The organism is Chelatococcus sp. KU-N122, assembly GCF_055391085.1.
Genome location: NZ_AP043981.1, coordinates 8,197,506 through 8,209,929, shown reverse-complemented (window position 1 = coordinate 8,209,929; position 12,424 = coordinate 8,197,506). Strand labels below are relative to the sequence as shown.

Annotated in this window: 10 protein-coding genes; 9 read left to right on the top strand and 1 reads right to left on the bottom strand. The window is 70.6% G+C overall.

Annotated features, from left to right (window positions below):
* Positions 1-4 precede the first annotated feature (4 nt).
* A complete protein-coding gene (locus ACZ5PO_RS37015; RefSeq protein WP_464187925.1) occupies positions 5-1,510 on the top strand; it encodes an aldehyde dehydrogenase family protein in 1,506 nt (501 codons plus the stop codon).
* Positions 1,511-1,520: 10 nt separating this feature from the next.
* Positions 1,521-2,309 (top strand): TSUP family transporter, encoded by a 789-nt coding sequence (locus tag ACZ5PO_RS37010; protein ID WP_464187923.1) that lies wholly within the window; start codon positions 1,521-1,523, stop codon positions 2,307-2,309.
* 13 nt (positions 2,310-2,322) lie between these two features.
* On the opposite strand, the gene pdxR is transcribed toward ACZ5PO_RS37010, so the two are convergent.
* Positions 2,323-3,885 (bottom strand): MocR-like pyridoxine biosynthesis transcription factor PdxR, encoded by a 1,563-nt coding sequence (pdxR, locus tag ACZ5PO_RS37005; protein ID WP_464187921.1) that lies wholly within the window; start codon positions 3,883-3,885, stop codon positions 2,323-2,325.
* Positions 3,886-4,171: 286 nt separating this feature from the next.
* On the opposite strand from pdxR, the gene ACZ5PO_RS37000 reads away from it, so the two are divergent.
* The 7 genes from ACZ5PO_RS37000 to ACZ5PO_RS36970 all read left to right on the top strand — a co-directional run bounded on the left by ACZ5PO_RS37000 (position 4,172) and on the right by ACZ5PO_RS36970 (position 12,364).
* Positions 4,172-5,773, top strand: a complete 1,602-nt coding sequence (locus tag ACZ5PO_RS37000; RefSeq protein ID WP_464197194.1) for an amidohydrolase — start codon at positions 4,172-4,174, stop codon at positions 5,771-5,773.
* A complete protein-coding gene (locus ACZ5PO_RS36995; protein WP_464187919.1) occupies positions 5,770-6,795 on the top strand; it encodes a CobW family GTP-binding protein in 1,026 nt (341 codons plus the stop codon). The genes ACZ5PO_RS37000 and ACZ5PO_RS36995 overlap by 4 nt, the downstream gene beginning before the upstream one ends.
* Positions 6,786-8,381: an ABC transporter substrate-binding protein gene (locus ACZ5PO_RS36990; protein ID WP_464187917.1), complete on the top strand. Its 1,596-nt coding sequence runs from the start codon at positions 6,786-6,788 to the stop codon at positions 8,379-8,381. Before ACZ5PO_RS36995 ends, ACZ5PO_RS36990 begins: the two co-directional genes overlap by 10 nt.
* A gap of 103 nt (positions 8,382-8,484) precedes the next feature.
* Positions 8,485-9,465, top strand: a complete 981-nt coding sequence (locus ACZ5PO_RS36985; protein WP_464187915.1) for an ABC transporter permease — start codon at positions 8,485-8,487, stop codon at positions 9,463-9,465.
* Positions 9,462-10,361, top strand: coding sequence for an ABC transporter permease (locus tag ACZ5PO_RS36980; protein WP_464187913.1), 900 nt, complete (start codon positions 9,462-9,464; stop codon positions 10,359-10,361). The genes ACZ5PO_RS36985 and ACZ5PO_RS36980 overlap by 4 nt, the downstream gene beginning before the upstream one ends.
* A gap of 3 nt (positions 10,362-10,364) precedes the next feature.
* Positions 10,365-11,363 carry an ABC transporter ATP-binding protein gene (locus ACZ5PO_RS36975; RefSeq protein WP_464187911.1) on the top strand — a complete coding sequence of 333 codons (999 nt, stop codon included), beginning with the start codon at positions 10,365-10,367 and terminating at the stop codon, positions 11,361-11,363.
* A complete protein-coding gene (locus tag ACZ5PO_RS36970; protein WP_464187909.1) occupies positions 11,360-12,364 on the top strand; it encodes an ABC transporter ATP-binding protein in 1,005 nt (334 codons plus the stop codon). The genes ACZ5PO_RS36975 and ACZ5PO_RS36970 overlap by 4 nt, the downstream gene beginning before the upstream one ends.
* Positions 12,365-12,424: the final 60 nt, after the last annotated feature.

The following is a 12,424-nucleotide window of genomic DNA, read 5'->3' as shown; positions in this document are numbered from 1 at the left end:
CCGCATGACCCAGCTCGCCGCCCGCACCACGCCCGCCAACGCCGTCGCCGTCGAGGCGATGCTCTCCCGGCTCGCCAGCCGCCACCTGATCGATGGCGGCCTGGTCGCCGCCGCCGCCACCCTGGAGGTGCTCGATCCCGCCACGCTTGCATCCGTTGCGGCGGCGGCGGCCGGCGATGCGGCCGAGGTCGAGGAGGCCGTGGCTGCGGCCAAGGCGGCCCTGCCGGCCTGGGCGGCGACGCCGGCCCGCGAGCGCGGGCGGCTGATCGGGGAGGGCGCCCGCCGGCTGAGTGCAGCGGCCGAGCCTCTGGCCGCCTTGCTGGCGCTCGAGACCGGCAAGGCGATCCGCACCGAATGCCGCGGCGAACTGGCCGCGGCCATCGACATCCTCACCCTGTACGCGGGCCTGGCGTCCGAGCTGAAGGGCGAGACGCTGCCGTTCCACCCGTCGATGCTGTCCTTCACCACCCGCGAGCCGCTCGGCGTCGTCGCCGCCATCCTGCCGTGGAACGTGCCGCTGGTGCTGATGATGCTCAAGATCGGCCCGGCGCTGGTGGCCGGCAACACCGTCGTGGTGAAGGCCTCGGAGGAGGCGCCGTTCGCCACCCTGGAGGCGGCGCGGATCGTCGCCGAGCTGCTGCCGCCCGGCGTCCTCAACGTCGTCTGCGGCACCGGCGCGGCCTGCGGTGCTCCCCTGGTCGCCCACCCCGACGTGGCCAAGGTGACCTTCACCGGCTCGCAGGCGGTCGGCGAAGCCATCTACACCGCGGCGGCGCGCAAGATCATCCCGGTCAGCCTCGAGCTTGGCGGCAAGAGCCCGATGCTGGTCTATCCCGATGCCGATCTGCCGCGCGCCGTTGCCGGCGCCGTCGCCGGCATGCGCTTCACCCGCCAGGGCCAGAGCTGCACCGCGGCGAGCCGCATCTACGTCCACGCCGATCTGGTCGAGCCATTCGTCGCCGGCCTCGGCCAGGCGCTCGAGGCCCTGCGCATGGGCGATCCGCTCGACGAGGCGACCGACATCGGCACCATCGTCTCGGCGCGCCAGAAGGCGAAGATCGAAGCCTATATCGAGGAGGGCCGGGCGACTCCCGGTGCTCGGGCCATGGTCTGCGGCCGGCTGCCGGAGCAGCCGCATCTGGCGCGCGGGCTGTTCGTGCAGCCCGTGATCTTCACCGGCCTGCCGGAGGACAGCCGGTTGATGCGTGAGGAGATCTTCGGCCCCGTCGTCTGCATCCAGGCCTGGCGGGACGAGGGGGCCGTGATCGCCGCCGCCAACGACAGCGCCTTCGGCCTCGCCGCCTCGGTGTGGACAGCGGATCTCCGGGCCGCGCTGCGGGCCACGCAGCGGCTCGACGCGGGCTACGTGCAAGTCAACCAGAACCTCACCATCCAGCCGAACCTGAGCTACGGCGGGTTCAAGAAATCGGGCCTGGGCAAGGAGGCCTCGCTCGAGGCCATGCTCGAACACTTCACGCGCAAGAAGACGGTCGTCATCGACATGCGCTGACGGGGCTGCGGTGCAGGACGTCGTTGCCCACGTTGGCCAGTCGGCTGTCGGCCTGCTGCACGAGCCCGGGCTGCTCGCGTTGCTCACCGCCGCCGTCTTCGCTGCCGCCGTCGTGCGCGGCTTCACCGGCTTCGGCTTCATGCTGGCGGCGGTGCCGCTGATGAGCCTGTTCATGGCGCCGGCGCGCGCCGTGCCGGTGGCCGTGGCGCTCCAGCTGCTCGGCAGCATCGTCGATTTTCCGCAGGTCTCGAGACGCTGCCACTGGTCGTCGATCCGCTGGCTGGCGCTCGGCGCCGTCGTCGGCTCGCCCCTCGGCGCCATGGTGCTGAGCGTCGTCTCGCCGCCGCTCGCCCGCATCCTCATCTCGGCGCTGGCCCTGGCGGCGGTGCTCGCGCTCGGCCGCGGCTTCACGCTGGCTGCGGTCCCCGGCGCGGTGCCGACCACGCTGGTCGGCTTCGCCGCTGGCCTCAGCAACGGCCTGGCCGGCATGCCGGGGCCGGCCGCCGTCGCCTATTACACCTCGGTGCCGCTCGGCCGCGCCATGGCCCGCGCCTCGCTGCTGGTCTTCTTCTTCGCCACCTCGATCGCGGCCACGGCCAGCGTGATCTGGCTCGGGCTGGCGAGCATCGAGGCGATCCTCCTGGCTGCCGCCTCGCTGCCGACCATGTGGCTGGGCACGTGGATCGGCGAGCGCCTGTTCGCCCGCGGCACGGAGCAAACCTATCGCTGGGTGTCGATTGCCGCCCTGGCCATCATCGCGCTGGGCAGTGCGGCCAAGGGTTTCGGCGAGCTGCTCTGACGTGAGGGGCCCCTCAGCCGCGGCGGCCGACCAGGCGTCCGAGGCGCTTGATCCCCGCTTCGATGCGGTGCGTCGGGATCGAGGAGAAGCCAAGCCGCACGAAGCGGCCACGGTTGCGCTGGTCCATGAAGAAGACGTCGCCGGGCTCGATCAGGACGCCTTCGGCCCTCGCGGCGCCCACCAGCCAGTTGGCGTCGCAACCCGAGGGGCATTCGATCCAATAGCTGGTGCTGCCGGGGCCGCGCGCGAAGCTGCAATCGGGCAGATGCTGCGGCAGGATCTCGTCGAGGAGGCTGGCACGCTCGCGCAGCACCTGGGAGGTCCGCCGCAGATGCGTGCGGTAGTGGCCAAGGCCGACGAACAGGGCGGCGACGCGCTGGTTGTTGAGCGGCGGATGGCGCAGCATCAGCCGCCGCAGCGCCCGCAGCTCGCGGATGACCGGAGCCGGCGCGACGACGTAGCCGAGGCGCAGGCCCGGCGCCAGCGCCTTCGACAGGCTGCCGACGTAGAGGACGCGGCCGTCGGTATCGAGGCTCTTGAGCGGCGGCAGCTCCTCCTGCTCCGGCATCAGCTCGGCCTCGTAGTCGTCCTCGATCAGCACGACGTCATGCGCCCGCGCCGCGGCCAGCAGCTCCTTGCGGCGGGCGAGCGGCATGACGGAGGTGGTCGGGCACTGGTGGCCGACGGTGACGTAGGCCACGTTGCAGCGATGGAAGCGCTCGTCGGCGACGACGCCGTCCCCGTCGAGGCGCAAGGGCACGACGTCGTCGGTCATCAGACGGAAGATGTTGCGTGCGTCGGGATAGCCCGGCTCCTCGACGCCGACGCGAGTCGTGCGGCCGGTGAACAGCTGGGCGAGCAGAAACAGGGCCTGCTGGGCGCCGATGGTCATCATGATCTCGTCGGCCCGCACCCGGATGCCGCGGCGCGGCAGCACCTGCATGCGCAGCTGCTCGACCAGGGCGGGATCGTCCTCATCGATCATGTCGCGTGCCCAATTGTTGATCTCGGGCACGCTGAGCGCGGCGCGGGCGCTCTCCCGCCAATCGTTGGTCGGAAACAGGCCCGGGTCGAACTGGCCGTAAATGAAGGCGTAAGGATAGTCCTGCCAGTCCAGCGGCTTGACGATGTTCCGGAAGGCCGACGGGCGCAGGGCGAAGCGGGTGGACCAGATGCCGTCACCGACGGGCTCGCCCGTCGTGCGCAGGGGCGCCGCTTCAGGCGCGTCCACCTCGAGCGCCGAGCTGCTGACGAAGAAGCCGCTGCGCTCGCGTGAGACCAGCACCCCCTGGTCCACGAGTTGCTCGTAGGCGATGACGATGGTGTTGCGCGAGACCTTGAGCAGCGCGGCCAGATCGCGGCTCGACGGCATGCGCGTGCCCCGCAGCAGGCGCTCCGCCTCCACGGCCGTGACGATCGCCTGGCGGATCTGCAATTGCAGCGACGCGCCCGACCGGTCGAGGTCGGGGAACAGAGCGCCCCAGAACAGGGCCTCGTTGCTGTCGTGGGGCCGGCCGATGCGGCTGGGTTCGTCGTCGGGCCGTGAGCGATCCACCACGTCGGCGGGTTGATGCATCAAGAAGCGATCCATGGGCGGGACGTGCTCCGGGCGGCCGTCCGCATCTTATCTCAGTCTCACGAAACGCAAGAAGCGCGCCAGCATCGTGGCGTCGTGGTCGCGCTGGCTCCATGCGTCCGCCCGATCTGGCGCTAGTTCGCTCTGCCGCTCCGCATCACGCTGCTGGTCACCGGGATCTGTGCCGCAGCGGCGCGGAGGCGACGGCGGCGAGATGCCGGTGCATTGAGCGGGGGACCAGGTGAGCGCGCGAACCGTGATCTATTCGGCCCGGAGCATCGTGACGATGAATCCGTCGCGTCCGGTGGCAAGCCATGTGGCGGTTCGCGACGGGCGCATCCTTGCCGTCGGCAGCGAGGACGAGCTGCGCGGCATCGCCGGCGCGGAGCTCGACGCGCGCTTCCAGGACAAGGTGCTGCTGCCGGGGTTCGTCGAAGGCCACAGCCACATCATGGAAGGCATGTTGTGGTCGCTGCCCTATGTCGGGGCCGGAGACCGCCGCTCGCCCGAGGGCCGGCTGGTGGAGGGCGCGCGCAGCGTCGAGGCGATCATCGAGCGCCTGGCGGCCGCCGAGGCCGCCATGAGCGATCCAGCGGCGCCGCTGTTCGCCTGGGGCTTCGACCCGTTGCATATCGGCGGCCGGCAGCTCACCTGCCACGATCTCGACCGGGTCTCGACGGTGCGCCCGATCATGGTGGTGCACGCTAGCTTCCACATTTCCAACGTCAATTCGATCGTCCTGGAGCGGGCCGGCTTCGACCGCACGACCAACATCGACGGCGTCGTCAAGGACGAGGCGGGGGACCTGACCGGCGAGGTTCAGGGCATCGCTGCGCGCTTCCGCGTCTTCCGCGTGCTCGGCGTCAATCCGCTCGCCGGCGACCTTAAGGAGGCCGACGCGATGCGGTACGCGGCTTCCGCCTGCGTGCAGGGGGTGACGACGATCACCGACCTGCACAACGAGCTCGCCGCGCAGACGCTCGACGTCTATCGCCGCGCGGCCGATCGGGCCGATTTCAGCGTGCGCCTGGTGCCGGCGCTCGCCTCCGCCTTCGTTGCGCCGGAGGAGGGCGTGGCCAAGGTAGCAGCGCTCAAGGCGACGAACAGCGACAAGCTGCATTTCGGCATCGTCAAGATCGTCGTCGACGGCTCCATTCAGGGCTTCACCGCACGCCTGCGCTGGCCGGGCTACCACAATGGCGCGTCCAACGGCCTCTGGTACGTGGCGCCCGACGAGCTGCCGCGCATCGTCGACGCCTACCATCGCGCCGGGGTCCAGCTCCATATCCACACCAACGGCGACGAGGCCACGGAGGTGGCGCTGGACGCCATCGAGGCGGCGCTGATCGCGACGCCGCGGCCGGATCACCGGCATACGCTGCAGCACTGCCAGATGGCCGATGCGGCGCTGTTCCGTCGCATGAAGGCGCTCGGCGTGTGCGTCAACCTGTTCGCCAACCACGTCTATTACTGGGGCGATGCCCACTACGAGCTGACCATGGGCCCGGAGCGGGCGGCGCGCCTCGACGCGACGGGCACGGCCGAGCGCGTCGGGGTGCCCTACGCCATCCATTCGGATGCGCCGGTGACGCCACTGTCGCCGCTGTTCACCGCCTGGTGCGCCGTCAACCGCCGCACCTCGGGCGGCCGCATCCTCGGCAAGGACACCGAGGGGCTGACGGTGCAGCAGGCGCTGGCCGCCGTCACCATCGGGGCCGCCTATACGCTCAAGCTGGACCATCTGGTCGGCTCGATCGAAGCCGGCAAGTTCGCCGATTTCGCCGTCCTCGACGAGGACCCGCTCGCCGTCGATCCCGCCACGCTGAAGGACGTCGGCGTGTGGGGAACGGTGGTCGGCGGCGAGGTCCATCAGGCGCCCCGCGCGTGACCACGCCGGCGCCGCGCAAGCTCCCTCTCACGGTCGTCGGCGGCTTCCTCGGCGCCGGCAAGACGACCCTGCTGAACCGCCTGCTCGCCCGCGGCGGAGGGCGCTACGCGGTGCTGGTCAACGATTTCGGCGCCATCAACATCGACGCGGGGCTCATCGCCGCCCACGACGGCGCCACCATGACGCTGACCAACGGCTGCGTCTGCTGCAGCATCGGCACGGCCTTCATCGAGACGCTCGGTCGGGTGCTCGACCGCGCCGGCGACTTCGACCACATGCTGATCGAGGCGAGCGGGGTCGGCGATCCCTGGCGCATCGCCGAGATCGCACTGGTCGATCCAACCCTGGCGCTGAACGCCGTCGTGGTCGTGGCCGATGCGGTGCGCATCGCCGGCCTGGTCGACGATGCCAAGGTCGGCGAAACCGTGCGCCGGCAGTTCGCCCAGGCGGACGTGGTGCTGCTGAACAAGGTCGACCTGGCCGCGGCCGCCGCGCTCGCCGAGGCCCGGGCCGCCGTCGCCGCCCTGCGTCCGGGCGTCGCCATCGTGCCGGCCGTGTATGGCGACGCGGGCCTCGAGCTGCTCGCTGCGCGGGCTAACGGCTCGACGTTCCGCGCCCAGGCGTCCGCCGCCGATCACGAGGAAGCGTTCCGGCGCTGGTGCTACAGCCGCGACGGCGCTTTCGACGCGACCGCCCTCCCGTCGGCCCTGGCGGCGCTGCCGCCGCAACTGCTGCGCTTGAAGGGCGCGTGCGCCATCGCGGGCCAGGCCGGCTCCCGCCTGCTGCAGCTGGTCGATCGCCGCTGGTCGCTCAGCGAGGGCGGGACCGCCCCGGCGGCGTCGGCGATCACACTGGTCGGCATCGGCACCCGCGATTTGCCGCCGGCGGCCGAGCTGGACCGCATCCTCGACGGCGCCCTGGCGGCGGCTGTCCCGGCCGGCGGTAATCAACCTGAACGGCAGCGCAGACTGCCGACCTCAAATTGCGACCTTCCAGAACAGGGAATGCGACGATGCTCCTGAGGACCACAGTTTTCGCCGGCGTGGCGGCGTCGATGCTGGCGGCGACGGCGGTCGCGCCGGCGCCTGCGTGGGCGGCCGGCGGCGGCACGGTGGTGATCGGCACCACCCAGCAGCCGCGCCACTTCAACGGCGCGGTCCAATCGGGCCTGGCGACGGCGATGCCGAGCACGCAGATCTTTGCCAGCCCGCTGCGCTACGACGACAACTGGAACCCGCAGCCCTACCTCGCCCAGTCATGGGAGGTCGCGCCCGACGGGCTGTCGATCACCCTGAAGCTGGTGCCCAACGCGGTCTTCCACGACGGCAAGCCGATCACCTCCGAGGACGTCGCCTTCTCGATCATGACGATCAAGGCGAACCATCCGTTCCAGTCCATGCTGGCGGCGGTCGACAAGATCGACACGCCCGATCCGCTGACCGCGGTGATCCGCCTCTCGCATCCGCATCCGGCGCTGCTGCTGGCCATGTCGCCGGCGCTGATGCCGATCCTGCCCAAGCACGTCTATGGCGACGGCGCCGACATCAAGACCCATCCGGCCAACGTCAAGCCGGTCGGCTCGGGCCCGTTCAAGCTGACCGACTACAAGCAGGGCGAATACTTCACGCTGGAGAAGTTCGACCGCTTCTTCATTGCGGACCGGCCGAAGCTCGACAAGATCGTGGTGCGCATCATCGCTGATCCGAACGCGGCGATCGTGTCGCTGGAGCGCGGCGACGTGAATATCCTGCCGTTCGTCACCGGCGTCCGCGACATCGAGCGACTGCAGAAGGCGCCCGGCATCACCTTGACGGACAAGGGGTTTGCCGGGGTCGGGCCGATCAACTGGCTGGCCTTCAACACCAGGAAGAAGCCGCTCGACGACGTGCGCGTGCGCCAGGCCATCGCCTACGCGGCCAACCGCGACTTCATCACGTCCAAGCTGATGGGCGGCAAGGCGCAGGCGGCCACCGGCCCGATCACGCCCGGCACGCCCCTCTACAGCGGCGACGTCGAGACCTACAAGTTCAACCTGGCCAAGGCGCAGGAGCTGCTCGACGCGGCGGGCTATCCGAAGGGCGCCGACGGCAGCCGCTTCACCCTGACCATCGACTGTATCCCCGGCGGCGACGAGCAGCAGCGCAACGTCGCCGAATACCTGCGCTCGGCGCTGAAGCGGGCCGGCATTACCCTCGAGGTGCGCGCCGCGCCCGATTTTCCCACCTGGGCCCAGCGCGTCTCCTCGTTCGATTTCGACCTGACCATGGACACCGTGTTCAACTGGGGCGATCCCGTGATCGGCGTCGACCGCACCTACCTCAGCTCCAATATCCGCAAAGGCGTGATCTGGTCCAACACGCAGCAGTACGCCAATCCCAAGGTCGATGAGTTGCTGAAGGCGGCGGCGCAGGAGCGCTCGCCGGACAAGCGCAAGGCGCTCTACGCCGAGTTCCAGAAGATCGTTGTCGACGATGCGCCGATCTTCTTCGTCAACGTTGCGCCCTACTACAATGCCTTCAGCAAGGGGCTGGCCGGGCTGCCCACCTCGATCTGGGGCATCATGTCGCCGCTCGACGAGCTGTATTGGGCCGAGCCGCCCAAGAACTGACGCAGGCCGCACCGCCGCCAGGGCGGCAGGTGCGGGACCGGGTCTTGCTTCCTCGGGCCCGCACGTCCGAACTCAATCCCGCCGCAACGCACGGTCTCCGCCCATGGCGCTCGCCTCGACCCTCCTGCGACAGCTCGCCAACGCCTTGGGCCTGCTGCTCGCCGTCGTCGTCCTGAACTTTTTGCTGATCCAGGCGGCACCGGGCGACCCGGCGCAGGTCATCGCCGGCGAGATGGGCGGGGCCTCGGCAGAAGTCCTCGCCCAGATCCGGGCGAGCTACGGGCTCGACCGCAGTGTCGGCGAACAATTGGTGACCTACCTGGCCAAGGTCGCCCGCGGCGACTTCGGCTACTCGTTCTACTTCAACCAGCCGGTCGTTCATCTGATCATGCAGCGGCTGCCGGCGACGCTGCTGCTGGTCATGTCGGCGCTGCTGCTGGCGGTGGTGGTCGGCACCACGCTCGGCGTGATCAGCGCCCGCCGGCCGAACGGCTGGTTCAGCCAGCTCGTCACCGTGCTCTCGCTCGCCGGCTACGCCGCGCCGGTGTTCTGGACCGGGCTCATGCTGTTGCTGCTGTTCGGCTCGATCTGGCCGGTCCTGCCGGTCTCGGGCATGGCCGACGTGGTGCATCCCAAGACGGGTCTCGCCTATGCGCTCGACGTGGCGCGCCACTTGGTGCTGCCGGCGACGACGCTCGGGCTCATCTACGTGGCCCAGTACAGCCGGCTCGCCCGCGTCAACATGATCGACGTGATGCACGCGGACTATATCCGCACCGCGCGGGCCAAGGGCCTGCCGGAGCGCACCGTCGTCGGCAAGCACGCGCTGCGCAATGTCCTGATCCCGATCGTCACCGTCGTCGGCCTGCAGTTCGGCCAGTTGCTCGCCGGCGCGGTGCTGGTCGAGACCGTGTTCAGCTGGCCGGGCATGGGCCGGTTGGTGTTCGACTCCATCCTGCGCCGCGACTACCCGACGCTGCTCGCCGTGCTGTTCTTCTCCGCCGTCATCGTCATGGCCGCCAACATCGTGACCGACCTGGTCTATCGCCTGATCGATCCGCGCATCCGGGGGGCGGCGCGATGAGCGCGGTCGAGGTGTCGCCGGTGGCCGCCGCGCCGGCCGAAGCGGCCGCGGCGTCGCCGTCGCCCGCCCGGGTGGCGCTGCGCCAGTTCGCCAGGAGCCCGTCGGGCGTCGTCGGCGCCGTGCTGCTCCTGATCATCGTCGTGGCCGCAGCGATCGGCCCGCGCCTCTACGGCGTGGATCCCATGGACATCGTCGGGCTGCCGTTCACGGCTCCCGAGCCCGATGCGCCGCTCGGCACCGACTATCTCGGCCGCGACGTGCTCGCCGGACTGCTGCAAGGCGGTCGGGCCACGCTCGCGGTCGGCGGCGTGGCCGCGCTGATCACCATCCTGATCGGCGTTACGGTCGGCGCGCTCAGCGGCTACTTCGGCGGCGCCGTCGACAAGGCCCTCATCAAGATCACCGAGTTCTTCCAGATCCTGCCGGCGCTGCTGTTCGCCATGGTGCTGGTCACCCTGTTCGGCCAGAAGCTGGCGACCATCACCGTCGCCATCGGCATCGTGGGCTGGACGGCACCGGCGCGGCTCACCCGCGCCGAATTCCTGCGCCTGCGCAACCTCGACTTCATCAAGGCCTCGCGCGCGGCCGGGGCGGGCCACGCCTACCTGATCCTGAGGGTGCTGCTGCCCAACGCCCTGCCGCCGATCATCGTCTCGGCGACCCATGCGATCGGCGTCACCATCCTGTTCGAGGGCGGCCTGAGCTTCCTGGGCCTGGGCGATCCCAACACCATGAGCTGGGGCCTCATGCTCGGCCAGAACCGCAACTACGTGCTCGACGCGTGGTGGGCGGTGATGTTTCCGGGGGCGGCGATCTTCCTGGCCGTGCTCGCCGTCAGCCTGATCGGCGACGGCATCAACGACGCGATCAACCCGCGTCTGCGGCGACGGAGCTGAGCCATGGCGCATCCCATCCTTGAGGTCGACCGGCTCAACGTCGCCCTGCAGGGCGCCCGCGGCCCGGTGCCCGTGCTGGAGAACCTGTCGTTCGCGGTGGAGCAGGGCCGCACCATTGCGCTGGTGGGGGAATCCGGCTGCGGCAAGAGCATGACGGCGCTGGCCATTCTGGGCCTGCTGCCCGGCGGCTTCTCGGTGACGGGCGGGCGCATCCTGCTGGAGGGTGAGGACGTGCTCGCCGCGGCGCCGGCGCGGCTGCGGGCGCTGCGCGGCAACCGCATGTCGATGATCTTCCAGGAGCCGATGACCGCGCTCAACCCGCTCTACACGGTGGGGGACCAGATCGCCGAGGTGCTGCGCCGCCATCGCGGCGCAACGCGCGCCGATGCCTGGGCGCAGACGGTCGGGCTGCTCAGGGCGGTGCAGATCCCGGCCCCCGAGCGGCGGGCCGCGAGCTTCCCGCACGAGATGTCGGGCGGCATGCGCCAGCGTGTCATGATCGCCATGGCCCTGGCGTGCCGGCCCAGGCTGCTCATCGCCGACGAGCCGACGACGGCGCTCGACGTGACGGTGCAGGCGCAGGTGTTCGATCTCCTGAGCACGCTGCAGGACGAGACCGAGACGGCCATCGTGCTGATCACCCACGACCTCGCCGCGGTGGCGGAGCTCGCCGACGACGTCGCCGTGCTCTACGCCGGCCGCTGCGTCGAGGCGGGCAGGACGCCGGACATCATCGGCCGGCCCGCCCATCCCTATACGCGCGGGCTCATGGCGTGCGTGCCGCGCCTGCACCTGGGAGCCGACGAGGCGACCGTCGCGGACGAGCTGGACGAGATCCCGGGCATGGTGCCGCCGCTCGGCGCGCGCGGCAGCGATTGTGCTTTTCTGCCGCGCTGCGCCCAGGCCGCCCCGGTGTGCCGGGCGCGGCCGCAGCCGCCGCTGGCCCCGCACGGCGCCCACACGGCCGTATCCTGCTGGCGGCACGAGGAGATCGGCCGGTGACGACCTTGCTCGATGTCAACGACCTCGTGGTGCACTTTGCCGCCGGCCGGAGCGGCCGGTGGGGCAAGCCGCCCATGGTCCACGCCGTCGACGGCGTCAGCTTCCGCGTCGAGCGCGGCACCACGTTCGGCATCGTCGGCGAGTCGGGCTCCGGCAAGTCCACCACCGCCCAGGCGATCCTGCGCCTGGTGCCGGCCACGGCGGGACAGGTGGTGATCGGCGGGCAGAACGTGCTGGAGCTGCGCGGCGAGGGGCTGCGCCGGGCGCGGCGGCATGTGCAGATGGTGTTCCAGGATCCGTTCTCCTCGCTCGATCCGCGCCGCCGGGCCGGCGACCTCGTGCGCGAGCCGCTCGATCTGCTGCGCATCGGCACCCGCCGGGAGCGGGAGCAGCGCGTTGCGGCGCTGTTTAGCGAGGTGGGCCTGCCGCCGCAGGCCGCCGATCTGTTTCCGCATCAGTTTTCCGGTGGCCAGCGGCAGCGGCTCTGCATCGCCCGCGCGCTGGCGCCCGAGCCGGATCTGATCGTCTGCGACGAGGCGGTCTCCGCCCTCGACGTCGCCATCCAGGCGCAGATCCTCAACCTGCTGCGTCGCTTGCAGCGTGAGCGCGGGCTGACCTACGTGTTCATCTCGCACGACCTCGGCGTCGTGCAGCACATCTGCGACCAGATCGCGGTGATGTATCTCGGCAAGATCGTCGAGCAGGCGCCGAAGCGGACGCTGTTCGCCGCGCCTCGCCATCCCTACACGTGGTCGCTCATCGCGGCTGCGGTGCCGCCGGGGCCGCTGCGCGACCAGCTCAAGCGCGACTACCTGGTCAAGGGCGAGCCGCCGAGCCCGGTCGATCCGCCGCCGGGCTGCCGCTTCGCCATGCGCTGCCCCTTCGCCGCCGACGTCTGCCGCAGCGAGACACCAATCCCGACCGCGCTCGGGCCCGAGCACTATGTCGCCTGTCATCGGGCCGGGGAGATCGCGCCGCCGCGCCTCGCCGCAGCCGCCTAGACCTGACTCGGCAAGCGGCTGCGTCGCGCGCGAAAAGAGCAAGCCGGGCAGTTGCGCGCA